Below are 17,095 nucleotides of genomic sequence, written 5' to 3'. Positions count from 1 at the left end.
CCGGGCCTTCACGTTTTCGTCGGCTCTGCCGGCTCAGTTCATCGCGAGCTGGCTGTGCAGGGCTTCCCCGGTGATGGTGACGGCGCCGGCCTCGCGCGCGAAGCTCCAAGTCGCGCCGCTCTGGCCGGGCATGCCAAACACCACGCGATCGCCCTCGGTCAGGCGCATACGGAGCGGCTGCGGCGCCGCCCCGCTGCCGGTGCTGTAGTAGGCCACGAGCTCGGCGGCGTCGCCATCCTCGACCCAGTAGGCCGAGAGGTCGGTGCCGGCGGCGTGCACGGTGCCGCCCGAGAGCGGGGTGGCAAGGGTGAGGCTGTCGGCGAGGCTGGCGACGGGGGCGGCGGCGATCAGCGCCGCGAGGGTGAGGGCTTTCATGAGCGATCCTTCGGATATCGGTTAAGATGGGCGCCGGCGGAGACGCGGCGCAGAATTTCTGCGTTGCAGCATTTCATGGCTGCCCGATGGGCGAAATGCTCGATGTGGAATGACCGATATGCAGTGAAATCAACTCCTTGCGGTATGCCGCCGTGCACTGTTGGTCGCTGCGGCCGGCAAGGGGTTGGCGTCAAAAGGGAAAATATATCCCGCTGAGACGACATCGGTGAGACGGCGCGCATCGAGGCGCTCGCCACGCGAAACCCTGTTGCATCGCGCCACTTGGCGGGGTCACAGTCGCGGCAATCACGCATGGAGGTGACGAACATGGCTGAGACCGCCTATCTCGACGGGCCGAACGCCCGGCTGGCCTATGCCCACACGCCCGGAGAGGGGCCGACCGTGGTCTTCCTGTCGGGCTACAAGTCGGACATGGAAGGCACCAAGGCGGTGCATCTCGAGGCCTGGGCCGCGGCGCGCGGCCGCGCCTTCCTGCGGCTCGACTATTCCGGCCATGGCCAGTCGGGCGGCGTCTTCGAGGAGGGCTGCATCGGCGACTGGGCGCAGGATGCGCAGGCGGTGATCGAGGCGGTGAGCGAGGGCCCGCTGGTGCTGGTGGGCTCGTCGATGGGCGGCTGGATCGCCTGCCTGCTCGCCAAGCGGCTCTCGGCACGGCTCGCGGGTTTCGTCGGCATCGCCGCGGCGCCGGACTTCACCGAGGACGGCTTCTGGGCCGGGTTCTCCGACGAAGAGCGGGACAAGGTGATGACCGAGGGCGTGACCTATCTGCCCTCGGCCTATGGCGACCCTTATGCCGTCACCAAGCGGCTGATCGAGGACGGGCGCGACAACCTGGTGCTGCGCGCGCCGCTGCCGATCTCGGTGCCGGTGCGGCTGATGCAGGGGACCGAGGACGAGGCGGTCACGCGCGAGACCGCGCTGCGGCTGCTCGACCACATCGACGGCGCCGATGTGCAACTGTGCTTCGTCAAGGGCGCCGACCACCGGTTCTCGGAGCCGGCGAACCTCGCGATGATCGAGGCGGCGATCGAGGAAGTCGGCGGATGAGGCAGCTGTTCTACGTCTCGCATGCGGAGGTCGAGATCGACCCGAAGGTGCCGGTGCCGGACTGGCATCTGACGCGCAAGGGGCGGGCACGGCACGCGACTTTCGCCGAGCGCTGCGCCGGGGTGACCTCGATCTATTGCAGCAACGAGCGCAAGGCACGCGAGGGGGCCGAGCTGATGGCGGGGCTGCTCGAGCTCGACGTGCAGGTGATCGACGCCCTGCACGAGAACGACCGCTCGGCCACCGGCTACCTGCCGCCGGAGGCGTTCGAGCGCATGGCGGATGCGTTCTTTGCTCGCCCCGAGGAGAGTGTCGAGGGCTGGGAGCGCGCGGTGGATGCGCAGGCGCGGGTGCTGACGGCGCTGCGGCGGGTGGTGGCGCGGGACGACCGGCCCGGCAACATCGCGGTGATCGGTCATGGCGGCGTCGGGGCCCTGCTGCGGGCGCATCTGCTGAAGCAGCCCATCGCCCGCAGCCACGACCAGCCTGCGGGCGGCGGCAATGTCCTGCGGGTGGCGCTGCCGGACTGGCGCCTGCTCGAGGGGTGGGTGCCGATGGAGCGGTTCAGCCACGACCGGGATCTCGGGGGGTAGGGCGCATGGAGCCACGGATCAGTCTCATCACGCTGGGCGCGCGCGACATGGCGCGCGAGGCGGCATTCTACGACGCGCTCGGATGGCAGCGCGCCAGCGGGCCGGAAGGCGTCATCGCCTATGACCTGCTGGGGCAGACGCTGGGCCTGTTCGAGCTCGAGGATCTGGCCAACGACATCGGCGTGCCGGTCGAGACACTCGGTCGTGGAGCGCTGACGCTGGCGCACAACCTCGGCAGCCGCGAGGAGGTCGACGCGGTTCTGGCCCGGGCCGAGGCGGCGGGGGCAAAGATCCTGAAGTCCGCGCAGAAGGTGTTCTGGGGCGGCTATCACGGCTATTTCGCCGACCCCGAGGGCCATATCTGGGAGATCGCGCACAACCCGTTCTCGCCGCTGCGCGCGGAGGACCGGGCGTTTCGCTGGGAGGGGTATGGCGAGGGGTGAGGTCCGTGCCTTGCCGTTGGGTTCTTCTCTGTCGGTCGGGTGTTGCCTGAGCACGGCGCAAAGGCCGGCGGGTTTTGCCGTCGGCCGGCCGGCTGGGGCATTGTGACTTGGACGGGGCAGGAGCTGCGGTTCGACATGTCGAGGACCTGGCGCGGCTGAGACACGTGGCGCGTTAGGCAGATCACCCCCCGCGGGGCTGTGATGACGCGCGACGCGCCGTTCTTCTGACAACGCGCCGCGGCCATACCTCCGAAGGCAGACGCAGCGCTCTCCTAGCGGTCGTGTCGGCCCACCATGCGCGGCGCTCCGCCCGCTCAGCGGTTTCCCGCTTTTCCTCGCTCGCCCACGTGCTAGGGTTTCCGACAACAATACAAGACACCAAGGGGCAGGGTATGTTGGTCTCCGGCGCGGGACGGATCCGGATTCACGGGGGGCAGAATGGCTGAGCCCCTCGTCCTGCTGCCCGACCTGATGTGCGACGCGCGGCTCTTCGGGCCGCAGATCGCCGATCTCTCCCGCGACATGGCCGTCATGGTGGCACCGATCAACACCGGTGAGCGCGTCGAGGAGGTGGCCTCGGGTCTGCTCGACGTGCTGCCGCGTCGCTTCGCGCTGGCCGGGCTGGGGCTTGGCGGCGTCATCTCGATGGAACTGCAGCGCCGGGCGCCGGACCGGGTGGCGCGGCTCATGCTGATCAACACCACGCCGCTGGCCGACACCCCGCAGCAGGCGGCGGAACGCGACGCCCTGATCATCAAGGCCCGCGCCGGCCGGCTCGATCAGGCGGTGCAGGCCCTGATCCCGTCCGAGTGCTATGCGCCGGGGCCTTACAAGCTCGAGATCCAGGCCATGCTGATGGACATGGCGCAGACCCTCGGCGCCGAGACCTTCAAGCGGCAGGTCAGGGTGCTGCAGCGACGGCGCGACCAGCAGGGCACGCTGCGCAAGCTGCGGGTGCCGGTGACGGTGGTCTGCGGCGCCCATGACACGCTGCACCCGGAAAAACGCCAGAGCTTCCTCGCCGAGCTGATTCCCGGTGCAAAGCTCGAGGTGGTCGAAGAGGCCGGGCACCTGTTGCCGCTCGAGGCGCCCGACCGGCTCAGCGACCTGATCCGCGCCTGGATGCGAGAACCGATGCCACCGCGCTGAGCGCGCGATCGGCGATTGACGCGCCGTGCCCCCGCGCCTATGTCGGGCCGGCGTGGAGGGCCGGGCGGCCGCCGCCGGCGGGGAACCCCGTCGGGGGAGGAAAGTCCGGACTCACCGAAGCGCCGGTGCCGGGTAACGCCCGGGCAGGGCAACCTGATGGACAGCGCCACAGAGAACAGACCGCCGTTCTTCGGAACGGTAAGGGTGAAACGGTGGAGTAAGAGACCACCGGGGGACGGGCAACCGGACCCGCATGGCAAGCCCCACCGGGAGCAATGCCAAATAGGGACCTCGCGCGGGCATGATCCTTCGGGATATCACCGCAGGGCTGCTTCGGCCCGAGAGGTCCGGGTTGGCAGCTGGAGCGCGCGGGCAACCGCGGGCCTAGAGGAATGGTCGCCGAGGGGCGGGGAGACCCGCTCTGAACAGAATCCGGCTTACAGGCCCTCCACGCAGAATTTTCCGGGTCATTCCCGGTTGACTCGGACGCCCGCTTGGGTAAAAGGCGGGCTTCAAGGATTTCTACGGGGCGCGGGCCAAGGTGCGCGCTTGCCCGTCGCAGGAGAAGAACCATGGCGAAGCCGACCACCATCAAGATCCGCCTGAACTCGACCGCGGGCACCGGCCACTTCTACGTGACCAAGAAAAACGCCCGCACCATGACCGAGAAGATGACCGTGCGTAAGTACGATCCGGTCGTGCGCAAGCATGTCGAGTACAAAGAAGGCAAGATCAAATAAGCCTTACCTCGTAAGGGATAGTGATCCGGGCCGCGCGGGATAAAACCCGCGCGGTCTTTCTCTATCCGGGGCAGGGCAGGCGCGGGGGCTTTGATGCGCACAGAGGCGTTCAGCGGCGTTCTGGTCGAGGCCGGGCCCGGCGGCGGGCCGGCTCTGTTTTCCAACCCCCTCGAGATCGTCACCTGCGGGCCGGGCGATGACGCAGCCGCAGCGCTCGACCGGCTCGAAGAGGCGCGGCGCGCGGGCTTCTGGATCGCGGGCGTGGCCTCGTATGAGCTTGGCTATGCGCTCGAGCCGAAGCTTGCGCCGCTTGCGGGGCAGGGCGACAGCCCGCTCCTGACCTTCGGGATCTTCGAGGCCCCGTCCGACGCCGCGCCGCTGCTGGCCCGCGCCGAGGCAGAGAGCGCTGGTGTGACGGTGTCGGAGGTCACGCCGCTCTGGGGTCGCGCCGCCTATGCCGAGCGCTTCCACGAGATCAAGGCGATGATCGCGCGCGGCGATCTTTATCAGGTCAATCTCACCATGCCGATGGCGGTGCATTTCGACGGCGCGCCGCTCGGGCTTTGGGGCGCGATGCGGCGCTTCCAGCCGGTGGGGCACGGGGCCTATGTCTCGCTGGGCGACGCGCAGATCCTGTCGCGCTCGCCCGAGCGATTCTTCCGGCTCGAGGCGGGCGGGCGGATCACGGTAGCCCCGATGAAGGGCACCGCCCCGCGCGCCGCCGATCCCGCGCAGGACGCCGCCCTGCGCGATGGTTTGGCACAGGACGTAAAGAACCGCGCCGAGAACATCATGATCGTCGATTTGATGCGCAACGACCTGTCGCGCATCTCGCGCGTGGGCTCTGTGACCGTGCCGGCGCTGCTCGAGGTCGAGACCTACGCGACGGTGCACCAGATGGTGAGCCGGGTGGAGGCGCAGCTCGACGGCGCGCCGTCGCTGCCCGATCTGATGCGGGCGCTGTTCCCCTGTGGCTCGATCACCGGCGCGCCCAAGATTGCCGCGATGCAGGCGATCCACCGGCTCGAAGGCTGGCAGAGGGGCGCCTATTGCGGCGCGATCGGCTGGGCCGGCCCGGACGGTGACGCCGATTTCAACGTCGCGATCCGCAGCCTGACGGTCGCCGCAAAAGGATGCGCGCAAATGGGCGTCGGAGGTGGTATCGTCCATGACAGTGTGTGCGATGACGAGTATGAGGAAGCGCTTTGGAAATCCCGCTTCGTGACCGGTCTGATCCCAAATTGAGAGTGATCGAGACCATGCTGTGGCTTCCCGGCTCCGGTGTGACCCGGGGTGGAATGCACATGGCGCGCGCCGAACGCACCTGCGAGGCGCTCGGCTTCGCCTTCGATCCCGCGGCGGCATGGCAGCACATCGACAGCCTCTCCGGCGACGCTCCGCTGCGGCTGCGGATGACCGTCGGGCGGGACGGCGATATCGAGATGGAACAGCAGCCCTTCGACCTCGCCTCGTCGCCGGAAGATGGCCGGGTGACGATCTCGCCGCACCGGCTCGACGCCTCCGATCCGTTCCTGAGGCACAAGACCACCCGACGGCGCCTCTATGACGACACGCTGCGCCAGAAGCCGCGCGCGGTCACCGAGGTGCTGTTCTTCAATCAGCATGACGAGCTTTGCGAGGGCGCCTATACCAACGTGTTCCTGAGCCGGGGCGGGCGCATCCTGACGCCGCACGCGGATTGCGGGCTGCTGCCCGGCGTGCTGCGCGAGAGCCTGCTCATGGGCGGGGAGGCGCAGGAGGCGGTGCTGGGGATGGAGGATCTGGAGCGGGCCGAGACGATCTGGATCGGCAATTCGCTGCGCGGGCTGATCCCGGTGCGCTTAGACTCTGGGTTGGGCTGACCGGCGCCCGCGCGCGAGGCGTTGCCATGAAAAAAGGCCCCGTGCGATTGCCCGGGGCCTCTCTGTCTGGTGCTGTCGGCTGCGAAATTACTCGCGGTTGCCAAGCAGTTGCAGCAGGAACATGAACATGTTGATGAAGTCGAGGTAGAGCTGCAGGGCGCCCATGATGGCGGCCTTGCCGAGCCACTCGCTGTCGGCATGTGCCGCGTGCTGCAGGTAGGTGTTCTTGATGTTCTGCGTGTCGTAGGCGGTCAGGCCTGCGAAGATCAGCACACCGAGGATCGAGATCGCGAAGTAGATCGCGGGCGATGCCAGGAAGATGTTGATGATCGAGGCCACGAGGATGCCGATCACGCCCATGATCAGGAACGACCCCCAGCCGGAGATGTCCTTCTTGGTGGTGTAGCCCCAGAGCGACAGGCCCGCGAAGGCGATCGAGGTCACGAGGAACACCTGCGCGATCGAGAAGCCGGTGAAGGCCACGAAGATCCAGCTCAGCGACAGGCCCATCACGGCGGCGAAGCCGAAGAAGAACAGCTGCGCGCCGGCGGCGGAGATGCGGTTGAGGATCGCGCCGAAGGCAAATGCCATGATCAGGGGGGCAAACATCACGATCCAGCCGAGGATGTTCGGCTGCAGCGTGGCGGGGTCTCGGAACACGGCCAGAAGTTCGGGGCTGGTGCCCACCGCCCAGGCGACTGCGAAGGTGAGCAGCATCCCGATGGACATGGTCCCGTAGACCTTGTTCATGTGGGCGCGCAGACCCTCGTCAATCTGGGCCGCGCTCGCGCTTCCGGTAGCGGTCCGGATTGTTCTGTATTCAGCCATTCATGCCTCCAAGCTGTATCTCAGGAATAGAGATGGAACTATTGCCCCTGATATTGGCAGAGCGGGGTGGTATTTCAAGATGGAAGGCGCCTGAAAACGGATGCTTTCGATACGTTCTTCGCGGTCCCGTCCCGGCTCAGCCGCGCCAGTGGGCCGGGGCGTCCCACGGCTTGCGACTGGCCTCGTGCAGGGCATCCGCCCGGCTGATGCCCATATCGCGCAGCGCGGCATCATCGAGCGTGGCCAGGCGCCGGCGCTGGCGCCACAGGGCCTGCAGGTCGAGAAGGCGGTGCAGCAGAGAACGGCGGCGCCCGGAAGGCGGGCAGGCGGCGCGGCGCAGGGCGGTGTCACGAGGCATGATGGTCTCCTTCACGAAAAGTGATGCGAAATTATGTATCCATGTCTTCCTGTGATCGGTATGCTGCCGGCTGACCCATCTGTAAAACGAATATCCCTGATCCCTGGCATCACGAAATCCGATTCATGCGCAATCTCGACATCACCACGCTCCGCTCCTTTCTCACCGTCGCAGAGGCCGGCGGGGTGACCCGCGCCGCCGGGTTCCTCAACCTCACGCAATCGGCGGTGTCGATGCAGCTCAAGCGGTTGGAGGAGTCCCTTGGTCTGGCGCTGCTCGACCGCTCGGGGCGGGGGGTCGCCCTGACGCCCGCCGGTGAGCAGCTGCTCACATACGCCCGCCGCATGGTCGAGCTGAACGACGAGATCTACGCGAGGCTGACGGCGACCGACTGGAAGGGCGAGCTGGTGCTCGGCGTGCCGCATGACGTGGTCTACCCGGTGATCCCGCGCGTGATGAAGAAAATGCAGCGCGATTTCCCGCGCGTGCGGCTTCAGCTGATCAGCGCCTACACCGCCGTGCTGAAAGAGCAGTTCGCCCGCGGCGAGGTCGACGTGATCCTGACCACCGAGGCCGAACCCGGAGAGGGCGGCGAGCCGGTGCTCGAGCTGCCGCTGCGCTGGTACGGGGCGCCGAACGGCACCGCCTGGAAGGTGCGGCCCCTGCGTGTTGCCCTGACGCGGCATTGCGGCTTCCGTCCGGTGGTGTCCGCGCTGATGGAGCGCGAGGGGTTCGACTGGGAACTGGCGGTGGACAGCGAGAGCGACCGCACCATTGAGGTCTCGGTCGCCGCCGATCTCGCGGTGACGCCGGTGCTTGAGGGTCACGCCCCGGCGCATCTGGAGATGATCCCGCTGGACGACTTGCCGGACCTCGGCACGCAAGCGATCTGCCTCTACGCGTCGAGCGCGCGCCCGCACCTGATCGAGCCATTGCTCGAAGCGTTGCGGGCCGAGTTCGGCGTGCTGCGCGGTCGGCGCGACATCGCCGCCGCCTGAGGGGTTCGCGCACACGCGTGTCTTGCGGGGCCGCGTCGCGACGATTTGTCCTTCGCCGCGATCCGGCGCGCCGTCTCAGTTTCGGAAAATCGAAATCTGCGCGGCGCTAGCCGTTGATACGGATCACAACCTTGCCGGTCGACTTGCGATCGCGCAGCAGGGCGAGGCCGTCGGCCACCTTCTCCAGCGGAAGGACGTGACTCACATGCGGGCGGATCTTCTTCTGGTCGTACCATCCCAAGAGCGTCGCCAGAGATCCGGTGAGAATCTCCGGCCGGAAGGTCAGGTAGCCGCCCCAGTAAAGGCCCATGACGGTGAGATTCTTCACCAATAGGTGGTTCGCCTTGATCTGCGGGACCTCTCCGCTTGCAAATCCGATGCTCAGAATTCGGGCCTCCGGCTTGCAGGAGCGGAACGCCGCGGTGAACTGATCCCCGCCAACCGCGTCATAAACCACGTCCGACCCGCCGAGCGCGAGCACCGCCTCGCGGATGTCCTCGGTGCGGGCGTCGATGAGGTGATCGGCGCCCGCCTGACGGGCCACCTCAAGCTTCTCCGGACCGCGCGCACAGGCGATCACGGTGGCCCCCATGAGCTTGCCGATCTCGACGGCCGTGAGCCCCACGCCACCCGCCGCGCCGAGCACGAGGAGGGTCTCTCCGGGCTGCAGGCGGGCGCGGTGATCGAGAGCCAAGTGGCTGGTTCCATAGGCAATCTGCAGCGCGGCGGCGTCTTCGAAGCTCATGCTGTCGGGGATCTTCACGGCGCGTTCGGCATCGAACACGCCATACTCCGCCAGACCGCCCTGACCGCCGAAAACCGCCACCCGGTCGCCGCGGGCAAACCCGGTCACGCCGGGGCCGACGGCGTCGATCGTGCCGGCCACTTCCATGCCAAGCGTGAAGGGAAGCTGTGGGGTATCCTGATACTTGCCTTCAATCATCAGGAGATCCGCAAAGTTGAGTCCGCAGGCTCCAATTCGCAGTCTGATCTGCCCTGACGCGCATTCAGGAATGTCTATATCCGTTAGGGTAGGTTGCTTTTCATGCGTGCTGAGAAGAAAACACTTCATACGGGCCTCGTGGATCGTGATCGTGAATGTGATGGTACTCTTGTTGAATTGTCAAATCTCGATCCACCCCCATATGCGCTTAAGTGGTACGCGCTCCTGCAACCTGCGGGTGCGAATTGTTGAGTGTCTTTACCGTTTCAGGCGCGTCGCGCTTGATCAAATCGCCTGTAAGGATGTACTGTCCGCGGGCTTGTGACAAGATTGCTGGGGGCGTGTGTGTGTCCCCGGACGAGGTTGCGCCGGTGGCGCAGTAAGAATTAGTCGCCCCTGGTACGGGGTGTGGTAGAAGGAAATGCCAATGACGCATCCCGTCGACGTCCATGTGGGCAAACGTATCCGTCACCGCCGCTGGCTGGTGGGGATGACGCAACAGCAACTTGCCGAGCAGGTCGGGATCAAGTTCCAGCAGATCCAGAAATACGAGACCGGCGCCAACCGCGTCAGCGCCTCGCGTCTCTGGGATATCGCCGATGCACTCGACGTGCCGGTGAGTTTCTTCTTCGAAGGCATCGATGCCGAGCAGGAAGCGGCGGAAGAGCCGGCGACTGCTGCAGCTGCGATGCCCGCCGACATTCTCGGCGACAAGGAAGCGCTGGATCTCGTGCGCTCCTACTACGCGATCCCCGAGAACCAGCGCCGCCGCTTGTTCGAACTGGCCCGCGTCCTGTCCGACGTGGCTTGAGCCTCCTTCGCCGCTGCGCTAGCTGATTTTCATGAAAATCAGCGAGGTGGCGGCGATGGCCGATATATCCGAAAATCTGGCCAATGACCTTTGGGATACGGCGCACGCGCTGGCTGATGCTGCGCGCGCGGCGATCCTGCCGCATTTCCGGGCCCACGGTCTCGATGCCGAGAACAAGCAGGCCGAGGGGTTCGACCCGGTGACCGTCGCCGACCGCGCTGCCGAAGAGGCGATGCGCGGTCTGCTCGCGGCGCGTCGCCCCGAGGACGGCATCCTCGGCGAAGAGTTCGGCACCACCACCGGCAGCAGCGGTCTGACCTGGGTGCTCGATCCCATCGATGGCACCCGTGGGTTCCTGAGCGGCACGCCCACCTGGGGCGTGCTGATTGCGCTCTCCGACGAGACCGGGCCGCGGCTCGGCATCATCGACCAGCCCTATACCGGCGAGCGGTTCTGCGGTGGGCTTGGCCGCGCCGACTGGAGCGGCCCGCTGGGCGAGTTCGCGCTCTCGACCCGCCGCCCGCGCGGGCTTGACGAGGCAATCCTCTTCACCACCTTCCCCGAGATCGGCAGTGATGTGGACCGCGCGGCCTTTGACCGTGTGAAGGGCCGCGCTCGGCTGACGCGCTATGGCATGGATTGCTACGCCTACGCGCTGCTGGCCGCCGGACAGATCGACCTTGTGGTCGAGGCCGGGCTCTACCCTTACGACATTCAGGCGCCGATCGCGGTGATCGAGGCGGCGGGCGGCATCGTCACCGACTGGGAGGGCGGCCCGGCCCACGAGGGCGGGCGCGTTCTTGCCGCCGCCAACGCGGAACTGCACGCCGAGGCGCTGGCGCTGCTCAGGGGGTAGATGGAGGCGGTCGCGGACGCCGACAGGGGCGAAAGCAGGCGGCAGGCGAGGTCCACCTTCCATTCCGGTGCCGACCGGGCCACTCTCCGGGCAAACCCCAAGGAGTGCTGCCCGATGTCCGAGACCCTGATCCGAAATGCCCACGGCGTGCTGACCATGGATGACGCCGGCAGCGAGTTCGCCGGTGCCGACGTGCTGATCCGCGACGGCGTGATCGTCCAGATCGGGGAGGGGCTGACGACCTCCGGCGAGGTGGTCGAGGCGTCGAACTGCGTGGTGACGCCCGGTCTGGTGAACACCCATCACCATCTCTACCAGACCCTGACCCGCGCGGTGCCCGGCGGGCAGGATGCGCTGCTCTTCGGCTGGCTCCAAACGCTCTACCCGATCTGGGCGCGCTTCGGTCCCGAGGAAATGCGCATCTCGGCTCTGGCAGGGCTGGCCGAACTGGCGCTTTCCGGCTGCACCCTGACCTCGGACCACCTGTATCTCTATCCCAACGGCGCGCGGCTTGATGACACCGTCGACGCCGCGACCGAGATCGGCCTGCGCTTCCACGCCACGCGCGGCGCCATGAGCATCGGCGAGAGTGACGGCGGCCTGCCGCCCGACGCGCTGGTCGAGCGCGAGGACGCCATTCTCGAGGATTGTATCCGCGTGATCGACGCCTTCCATGATCCCAGCGAGGGCGCGATGGTGCGCGTCGGCGTGGCGCCGTGCTCGCCATTCTCGGTGAGCCGCGAGCTGATGCGCGACGCCGCGCTGCTGGCGCGGGACAAAGGCGTGATGATGCACACCCACCTTGCCGAGAACGAGGAGGACATCGCCTATTCCGAGGCGAAATTCGGCTGCCGGCCCGGCCAATATGCCGAGGAACTGGGCTGGACCGGCCCCGATGTCTGGCACGCGCATTGCGTGAAGCTCGACGGGCAGGAGATTGATCTCTTTGCACAATCCAGAACCGGAGTGGCGCATTGCCCGTGCTCGAACTGCCGGCTCGGATCGGGCATCGCGCCGATCCGCGACATGGTCGATGCGGGCGTGCCGGTGGGGCTCGCAGTCGACGGCTCGGCCAGCAACGACAGCTCGAACCTCGTGGCCGAGGCGCGGCAGGCGATGCTCCTTCAGCGGGTCTCGCGCGGGGCCGACGCGATGAGCGCCCGCGAGGCGCTGCGGCTCGCCACCCGGGGCGGGGCCGAGGTGCTGGGGCGTCACGATTGCGGCCAGATCGCAGCGGGCAAGCGCGCCGATCTCGCGCTCTGGGATGTGAGCGGCATCGACAGCGCCGGCAGCTGGGATAAGGCGGCGCTGCTGCTGGCCGGACCGCAACGGGTGCGGCACCTGTTCGTCGAAGGCCGGCAGGTGGTGCGCGACGGGCTGCTCACGACGATCGATCTCGCGGCGACGCTGGCGCACCAGAACATGCTTGCCCAGCGGTTGGCCGGCCCTACGTGAACAAAACCTTAAGAATAGTCTGGCAAGGGTCGGACAACGGATAGAGGAAAAACCGGATGAAGAAGATGATCACCGCAGCTGCGCTGCTGCTCGCGGCGGGATGCACCGTGCAATCGCCCAATGTTGCCAGCCGCAGCGCCCCGTCGGCGCCCGCCGCCGCGGCGTCTGCACAGGTCGCAGCGGCCGCTTCGGCGCCGTCGCTCAACGCGTTCCGGTCGTCGCGGGGCCTGCGGCCGCTCAGCCGGTCCGCCAAGCTGGATGCGGTGGCGCAGGCCCACGCGCGCGACATGCAGTCGATGAACCGGATGACCCACACCGGCTCGAACGGCAGCCAGATGACCGACCGGCTCCAGAACGGCGGGTATCGCTATCGCACCGCCGCCGAGAACGTGGCGCAGACGGGGCAGGGCATGGACAGGGTCATGGAGCTCTGGATCAACTCTCCGGGCCACCGCAGCAATATGCTCAAGACCAATGTAACGGAATACGGTGTCGGTCGCGCGGGCGATTTCTACACCATGGTTCTGGCAGCACCGCGCTAAGCGGCGTGATTTCGCGACCGGCGGCGCAAGGGTGTGGCCGTCGGTCGGGCGGGACGCTATCTCGGGTCGATGTGCCACACCCCGCTCAAAGGTAACCCGATGAAGCTCCTTGCGCCCCTCCTGCTGCTCGCCCCGCTCGCCGCCTGTGTCGAAGTCGATGTCCGCGATCCCGCCCCGGCGGCGACGGCTGCCCCGGCGGCGGCGACGGTCCGCACCGGCGCTACGCCGGGCCTCCGCGCCGGGGAGAACGCACCGACCCAGTCGATCGTGAGCAATGGCGGCTGCCCGGCGGCCAGTGGCCAGAGCGCGGATCGCGCCTTTGCATCCTACCGCGCCGCAAAGGGACTGCCGGCGCTGAAGCGCTCGCCTGCGCTGGAAGCGGCAGCGCAGGCCCATGCGCGCGACGTGGCACGTTTGCAGACCGTGACGCATGTCGGCTCGGACGGCAGCAAGGTGGGCCAGCGTGCCCGCGAGGCCGGCTACCGGATGCGTCACGTGCACGAGAATGTCGGCTGGACGCCGTGCGGCTTCGCCTTCGTGCTCCAGAGCTGGACCGGCTCGCCCTCGCATCTCGAAACGATGGTCCGCACCGATGTCAGCGATTACGGCATCGGACGCTCGGGCGAGTACTGGGTGCTGATCACCGGCCAGCAGGGCTGATCCGGCGCTCGGCCCTCAGCGTTTCTGGCCGGCCACCCATGTCGAGGAGACGGCCCGGTCGTCGCCCATCATGATCGTCGGGAACAGCGCCTCCCAGATGTCGCCGGCCTGCGCCACGCGCTGTACGATGGCCGGCGTCGAGGCGAGGTCGAGCACGATGAAGTCCGCCTCCATGCCGGCGGCGAGGTTGCCGATGCGGTCGTCCACATGCAGCGCCCGCGCGGACCCTTGCGTCGCCAGCCACAACAGCTCCGAGGCGTGCAGAGGGCGGTGCCTGAGCTGGCCGATCTCGTAGGCCGCGGCCATGGTGCGCAGCATTGAGAACGACGAGCCGCCGCCGGTATCGGTGGCGAGACCGACGGCATGACCTTCCCCGGTCAGCCCGTCCATGTCGAACAGGCCCGACCCGATGAAGGTGTTCGAGGTCGGGCAGTGGATCAGCGACGCGCCGACCTCGCGCAGCCGGTCACGCTCGCGCGGTTCGAGATGGATCGCGTGGCCATAGAGGCCACCCGCCCCCAGCAGGCCGTGGGCCTCGTAGGTGTCGAGATAATCGCGCGCCGACGGGTAGAGCGATTTCACCCACTCGATCTCGTCGACCTGCTCGCTCAGGTGGGTCTGCATCAGGCAGTCCGGGTGTTCGCTCCAGAGCGCCCCCAGCGCCTCGAGCTGCGCCACCGTCGAGGTGGGCGAGAAGCGCGGCGTGATCACGTAGGAGGCGCGGCCCGCGCCGTGCCAGCGTGCGAGCAGGGCCTTGCTGTCGTCATAGGCCGATTGCGCGGTGTCGCGCAGGAACGCGGGGGCGGTGTCGCGGTCCATGCAGGTCTTGCCGGCGAAGACCCGCATCCCGCGCGCCTCGGCCGCCTCGAAGATCGCGTCCACCGAGGCGGGGTGGATGGTGCAGTAGGTGCAGACCGAGGTGGTGCCGTGATCAAGCAGCAGGTCGAGATAGCGCTCTGCCACCGTGCGGGCATGGGCGGGATCGGCAAAGCGCGCTTCCTCGGGGAAGGTGTAGTGGTTGAGCCAGTCGATCAGCCGCTTGCCCCAGCTCGCGATCATGCCGGTCTGCGGGTAATGCGCGTGGGCATCGACAAAGCCCGGCACGATCAGCCCGTCGCCGTGATCGACGATCTCGGCCCCGGGATGCGCCGCGCGCATCGCGTCGGCGGGACCCACCGCGAGGATCCGGTCGCCCTCGACCACCAGCGCGCCGCGGCGCTCGTGCCGGACGACCTCGTGGCCCTCGTCGAAAGGCGAGTCGTCGAAGCTCAGGACCTGTCCAAGATGTAGCGTCGCCATGGTGTCTCCGATGCAAACCCGCCGCAACATGACGGCACCGGCACCGAAGCGCAATGTGCCCTGTTGCTTGCCGTCGCGATCCCCTAAATTGCGGACAAACGGCAGGCAGCGGAGCAGCGATGACCCAGGAACCGGAACAGGCCGTCGAAGACGCCGACGCACGCGAGCAGGACGCCTACGCGCTGCAACCGAGGAACGTTGCAGCGATCCTCTTTGCCGTCGATACCGGCGAGCGGGAGAAGCTCATCGAGCTGATGGAGCCGCTGCACCCGGCCGACATCGCCGACCTTCTCGAGCAGATCAACGCCTTCGACCGGATGCGGCTGATCAAGCTCTACGGCAAGGAATTCGACGGCGACATCCTCTCCGAGCTCGACGAGTCGATCCGCGAGGAGGTGATCCGCACCCTGCACCCCGAGGTGCTGGCCGACGCGGTGCGCGAACTCGAATCCGATGACGTGGTCGACCTGCTCGAGGATCTCGACGAGGCCCAGCAGGAGGCGATCCTCGAGGTGCTCGAGGACAGCGACCGGGTCGCCGTCGAGCAGTCGCTGACCTATCCGGAATACTCCGCCGGCCGCCTGATGCAGCGCGAGGTGGTGATGGCCCCCGAGCACTGGAACGTCGGCGAGGCGATCGACTACCTGCGCTCGACCGACGATCTGCCCGAGCAGTTTTATCACGTCGTGCTGGTCGACCCCAAGCTGCGCCCGATCGGCAATGTCGGGCTGGGGCGGCTGATGGCCTCGCGCCGCGAGGTGCTGCTGCGCTCGCTGATCTCCGAGACGTTCCACGTCTTCCCGGTGACCCGCCCCGAGGGCGAGGTCGCCTACGCCTTCAACCAGTACCATCTGATCTCGGCCCCGGTGGTCGACGAGAGCGAACGGCTGGTCGGCGTGATCACCATCGACGACGCCATGTCGGTGCTCGATGAAGAGCACGAGGAGGACATCCTGCGCCTCGCCGGCGTCGGCGAGGAGAGCCGGCTCTCGGACGGCACGGTCGAGACGGTGCGCCAGCGCCTGCCGTGGCTCGCGGTCAACCTCGCGACGGCGGTGCTGGCCTCGCTGGTCATCGCGCAGTTCGAGGACGTGCTGGCGACGGTGGTGGCGCTGGCGGTGCTGATGCCGATCGTGGCCTCGATGGGGGGCAACGCGGGCACGCAGGCGCTGACCGTGGCGGTGCGCTCTCTGGCCACCAAGGACCTGACCTCGAGCAACGTCTGGCGCATCATCCTGCGCGAGCTGTCGGTGGGGCTGATCAACGGGGTCTGCTTCGCGGTGGTCATGGGGGCGCTGGCCCTGCTGTGGTTCGGCTCGCCGGTGCTGGGAGGGGTGATCGCAGTGGCGATGATCATCAATCTGGTCATCGCCGGGCTGGCCGGGATCGGCGTGCCGGTGGTGCTCGAACGCTTCGGCGTCGACCCGGCGCTCGCCTCGGGCACCTTCGTGACCACGGTGACCGACGTGGTGGGCTTCTTCGCCTTCCTCGGCCTCGCCTCCGCGGTGCTGCTGTGAGCGAGGCGGCTCTGGCCGAGGCGAAGGCGGCGGCGCGCGTGGCCGCCTTCGCGCGGCGCAAGGCGGCGCATGAGGCCGATCGCGGCGCCGGGGCCGGGCGGCTCTCGGAGCTTCTGGCGGGGCATCGGGGCGTGCCGCTGGCGGGCTACCTGCCGATCCGCAGCGAGATCGACCCGCGCCCGGCGATGGCCGAGGCCGCGGCCTACGGGCCGGTCGCGGTGCCGGTGATCGAGGCCGCGGGCCAGCCGCTGCGCTTCGCGCTCTGGGAGCCCGAGATGGCGCTGGTGCCGGGCCCCTTCGGTGCCATGGTCCCCGAGGCGCCCGCGTTTATCACCCCCGAGATCCTGATCGTGCCGCTGGTCGCCTTCACCCGCGCCGGCGCCCGTCTGGGCTATGGCGGCGGCTTCTACGACCGCACGCTGGCGGGGCTGCGCGGGCAGGGGGCGGCGCTGGCCATCGGCTTCGCCTACGCCGCGCAGGAGGCCGAGGCGCTGCCGCTCGATCCCTTCGATCAGCCGCTCGACCTGATCGTCACCGAAACCGAGGTGATCTCTCCGGGCTGACGGAACCCGCGCGGCGCTCGCGACGTTGTCAGACC

The 17,095-nt window shown here is 67.8% G+C and carries 20 protein-coding genes and 1 other RNA gene; 16 read left to right on the top strand and 5 right to left on the bottom strand.

What is annotated here, in order from left to right; translation table 11 throughout:
• Positions 1-33 precede the first annotated feature (33 nt).
• A complete protein-coding gene (locus LCM15_RS07165) occupies positions 34-375 on the bottom strand; it encodes a hypothetical protein (protein ID WP_224854880.1) in 342 nt (113 codons plus the stop codon).
• Between the two features lie 327 nt (positions 376-702).
• Here LCM15_RS07165 and LCM15_RS07160 point away from each other — a divergent pair, with 327 nt between their 5' ends.
• From LCM15_RS07160 to LCM15_RS07125, 8 genes are all read left to right on the top strand, one after another.
• The gene (locus tag LCM15_RS07160) at positions 703-1,443 is read left to right on the top strand and encodes an alpha/beta fold hydrolase (RefSeq protein WP_224854878.1); all 741 of its coding nucleotides are present in this window, start codon (positions 703-705) and stop codon (positions 1,441-1,443) included.
• Entirely contained in the window at positions 1,440-2,036 is a 597-nt protein-coding gene (locus tag LCM15_RS07155) for a histidine phosphatase family protein (RefSeq protein WP_224854876.1), read from the top strand. The genes LCM15_RS07160 and LCM15_RS07155 overlap by 4 nt, the downstream gene beginning before the upstream one ends.
• Before the next feature lie 5 nt (positions 2,037-2,041).
• Positions 2,042-2,479: a VOC family protein gene (locus LCM15_RS07150; protein ID WP_224854874.1), complete on the top strand. Its 438-nt coding sequence runs from the start codon at positions 2,042-2,044 to the stop codon at positions 2,477-2,479.
• 438 nt (positions 2,480-2,917) lie between these two features.
• Positions 2,918-3,628, top strand: coding sequence for an alpha/beta fold hydrolase (locus LCM15_RS07145; RefSeq protein ID WP_224854872.1), 711 nt, complete (start codon positions 2,918-2,920; stop codon positions 3,626-3,628).
• Positions 3,629-3,680: 52 nt separating this feature from the next.
• Positions 3,681-4,084: RNase P RNA component class A (gene rnpB, locus LCM15_RS07140), an RNA gene on the top strand.
• Positions 4,085-4,200: 116 nt separating this feature from the next.
• Complete coding sequence (gene rpmG, locus LCM15_RS07135) at positions 4,201-4,368, top strand: 50S ribosomal protein L33 (RefSeq protein ID WP_007799108.1); 168 nt, start codon at positions 4,201-4,203, stop codon at positions 4,366-4,368.
• 93 nt (positions 4,369-4,461) lie between these two features.
• Positions 4,462-5,613 (top strand): aminodeoxychorismate synthase component I, encoded by a 1,152-nt coding sequence (locus LCM15_RS07130; RefSeq protein WP_224854870.1) that lies wholly within the window; start codon positions 4,462-4,464, stop codon positions 5,611-5,613.
• 14 nt (positions 5,614-5,627) lie between these two features.
• Positions 5,628-6,230 (top strand): aminotransferase class IV family protein, encoded by a 603-nt coding sequence (locus LCM15_RS07125; protein ID WP_224854868.1) that lies wholly within the window; start codon positions 5,628-5,630, stop codon positions 6,228-6,230.
• An 87-nt stretch (positions 6,231-6,317) separates the two neighbouring features.
• Here LCM15_RS07125 and LCM15_RS07120 read toward each other — a convergent pair whose 3' ends face one another.
• Together LCM15_RS07120 and LCM15_RS07115 are read right to left on the bottom strand one after the other, a co-directional pair.
• A complete protein-coding gene (locus LCM15_RS07120) occupies positions 6,318-7,058 on the bottom strand; it encodes a Bax inhibitor-1 family protein (protein ID WP_224854867.1) in 741 nt (246 codons plus the stop codon).
• 136 nt (positions 7,059-7,194) lie between these two features.
• Positions 7,195-7,416, bottom strand: coding sequence for a DUF1127 domain-containing protein (locus LCM15_RS07115; RefSeq protein ID WP_224854865.1), 222 nt, complete (start codon positions 7,414-7,416; stop codon positions 7,195-7,197).
• A gap of 125 nt (positions 7,417-7,541) precedes the next feature.
• Between LCM15_RS07115 and LCM15_RS07110 the strand changes: the two genes are divergently transcribed.
• A complete protein-coding gene (locus LCM15_RS07110) occupies positions 7,542-8,414 on the top strand; it encodes a LysR family transcriptional regulator (protein ID WP_224854863.1) in 873 nt (290 codons plus the stop codon).
• Between the two features lie 106 nt (positions 8,415-8,520).
• Here the strand turns inward: LCM15_RS07110 and LCM15_RS07105 are convergent, their stop codons facing one another.
• Positions 8,521-9,486 carry an NADPH:quinone oxidoreductase family protein gene (locus tag LCM15_RS07105; protein WP_224854861.1) on the bottom strand — a complete coding sequence of 322 codons (966 nt, stop codon included), beginning with the start codon at positions 9,484-9,486 and terminating at the stop codon, positions 8,521-8,523.
• 298 nt (positions 9,487-9,784) lie between these two features.
• Here LCM15_RS07105 and LCM15_RS07100 point away from each other — a divergent pair, with 298 nt between their 5' ends.
• The 5 genes from LCM15_RS07100 (at position 9,785) to LCM15_RS07080 (ending at position 13,681) form a co-directional block, all read left to right on the top strand.
• A complete protein-coding gene (locus LCM15_RS07100; protein ID WP_224854859.1) occupies positions 9,785-10,168 on the top strand; it encodes a helix-turn-helix domain-containing protein in 384 nt (127 codons plus the stop codon).
• A gap of 55 nt (positions 10,169-10,223) precedes the next feature.
• The gene (hisN, locus tag LCM15_RS07095) at positions 10,224-11,024 is read left to right on the top strand and encodes a histidinol-phosphatase (RefSeq protein WP_224854857.1); all 801 of its coding nucleotides are present in this window, start codon (positions 10,224-10,226) and stop codon (positions 11,022-11,024) included.
• Positions 11,025-11,138: 114 nt separating this feature from the next.
• A complete protein-coding gene (locus tag LCM15_RS07090) occupies positions 11,139-12,479 on the top strand; it encodes an 8-oxoguanine deaminase (protein ID WP_224854855.1) in 1,341 nt (446 codons plus the stop codon).
• Between the two features lie 56 nt (positions 12,480-12,535).
• Positions 12,536-13,021 carry a CAP domain-containing protein gene (locus LCM15_RS07085; RefSeq protein WP_224854853.1) on the top strand — a complete coding sequence of 162 codons (486 nt, stop codon included), beginning with the start codon at positions 12,536-12,538 and terminating at the stop codon, positions 13,019-13,021.
• Between the two features lie 99 nt (positions 13,022-13,120).
• The gene (locus LCM15_RS07080) at positions 13,121-13,681 is read left to right on the top strand and encodes a CAP domain-containing protein (protein ID WP_224854844.1); all 561 of its coding nucleotides are present in this window, start codon (positions 13,121-13,123) and stop codon (positions 13,679-13,681) included.
• Between the two features lie 15 nt (positions 13,682-13,696).
• Here LCM15_RS07080 and guaD read toward each other — a convergent pair whose 3' ends face one another.
• Complete coding sequence (guaD, locus tag LCM15_RS07075; RefSeq protein WP_224854842.1) at positions 13,697-14,980, bottom strand: guanine deaminase; 1,284 nt, start codon at positions 14,978-14,980, stop codon at positions 13,697-13,699.
• A 119-nt stretch (positions 14,981-15,099) separates the two neighbouring features.
• Between guaD and mgtE the strand changes: the two genes are divergently transcribed.
• Complete coding sequence (mgtE, locus tag LCM15_RS07070) at positions 15,100-16,497, top strand: magnesium transporter (RefSeq protein WP_224854840.1); 1,398 nt, start codon at positions 15,100-15,102, stop codon at positions 16,495-16,497.
• A complete protein-coding gene (locus LCM15_RS07065) occupies positions 16,494-17,060 on the top strand; it encodes a 5-formyltetrahydrofolate cyclo-ligase (protein WP_224854838.1) in 567 nt (188 codons plus the stop codon). The genes mgtE and LCM15_RS07065 overlap by 4 nt, the downstream gene beginning before the upstream one ends.
• Positions 17,061-17,095: the final 35 nt, after the last annotated feature.

Origin of the sequence: Salipiger bermudensis (assembly GCF_020171625.1) — a bacterium.
GTDB lineage: Bacteria > Pseudomonadota > Alphaproteobacteria > Rhodobacterales > Rhodobacteraceae > Salipiger > Salipiger bermudensis_B.
This window is presented reverse-complemented; position numbering and strand designations above follow the sequence as displayed.

Excerpts from the sequence above, each read along its gene's own strand:
- LCM15_RS07105 (WP_224854861.1), bottom strand. The coding sequence starts at position 9,486 with ATGAAGTGTTTTCTTCTCAGCACGCATGAAAAGCAACCTACCCTAACG.
- mgtE (WP_224854840.1), top strand. The coding sequence starts at position 15,100 with ATGACCCAGGAACCGGAACAGGCCGTCGAAGACGCCGACGCACGCGAG.
- LCM15_RS07125 (WP_224854868.1), top strand. The coding sequence starts at position 5,628 with ATGCTGTGGCTTCCCGGCTCCGGTGTGACCCGGGGTGGAATGCACATG.
- LCM15_RS07080 (WP_224854844.1), top strand. The coding sequence starts at position 13,121 with ATGAAGCTCCTTGCGCCCCTCCTGCTGCTCGCCCCGCTCGCCGCCTGT.
- guaD (WP_224854842.1), bottom strand. The coding sequence starts at position 14,980 with ATGGCGACGCTACATCTTGGACAGGTCCTGAGCTTCGACGACTCGCCT.
- hisN (WP_224854857.1), top strand. The coding sequence starts at position 10,224 with ATGGCCGATATATCCGAAAATCTGGCCAATGACCTTTGGGATACGGCG.
- LCM15_RS07160 (WP_224854878.1), top strand. The coding sequence starts at position 703 with ATGGCTGAGACCGCCTATCTCGACGGGCCGAACGCCCGGCTGGCCTAT.
- LCM15_RS07110 (WP_224854863.1), top strand. The coding sequence starts at position 7,542 with ATGCGCAATCTCGACATCACCACGCTCCGCTCCTTTCTCACCGTCGCA.
- LCM15_RS07165 (WP_224854880.1), bottom strand. The coding sequence starts at position 375 with ATGAAAGCCCTCACCCTCGCGGCGCTGATCGCCGCCGCCCCCGTCGCC.
- LCM15_RS07145 (WP_224854872.1), top strand. The coding sequence starts at position 2,918 with ATGGCTGAGCCCCTCGTCCTGCTGCCCGACCTGATGTGCGACGCGCGG.
- LCM15_RS07120 (WP_224854867.1), bottom strand. The coding sequence starts at position 7,058 with ATGGCTGAATACAGAACAATCCGGACCGCTACCGGAAGCGCGAGCGCG.
- LCM15_RS07100 (WP_224854859.1), top strand. The coding sequence starts at position 9,785 with ATGACGCATCCCGTCGACGTCCATGTGGGCAAACGTATCCGTCACCGC.
- LCM15_RS07115 (WP_224854865.1), bottom strand. The coding sequence starts at position 7,416 with ATGCCTCGTGACACCGCCCTGCGCCGCGCCGCCTGCCCGCCTTCCGGG.
- LCM15_RS07085 (WP_224854853.1), top strand. The coding sequence starts at position 12,536 with ATGAAGAAGATGATCACCGCAGCTGCGCTGCTGCTCGCGGCGGGATGC.
- LCM15_RS07130 (WP_224854870.1), top strand. The coding sequence starts at position 4,462 with ATGCGCACAGAGGCGTTCAGCGGCGTTCTGGTCGAGGCCGGGCCCGGC.
- LCM15_RS07150 (WP_224854874.1), top strand. The coding sequence starts at position 2,042 with ATGGAGCCACGGATCAGTCTCATCACGCTGGGCGCGCGCGACATGGCG.
- LCM15_RS07155 (WP_224854876.1), top strand. The coding sequence starts at position 1,440 with ATGAGGCAGCTGTTCTACGTCTCGCATGCGGAGGTCGAGATCGACCCG.
- rpmG (WP_007799108.1), top strand. The coding sequence starts at position 4,201 with ATGGCGAAGCCGACCACCATCAAGATCCGCCTGAACTCGACCGCGGGC.
- LCM15_RS07090 (WP_224854855.1), top strand. The coding sequence starts at position 11,139 with ATGTCCGAGACCCTGATCCGAAATGCCCACGGCGTGCTGACCATGGAT.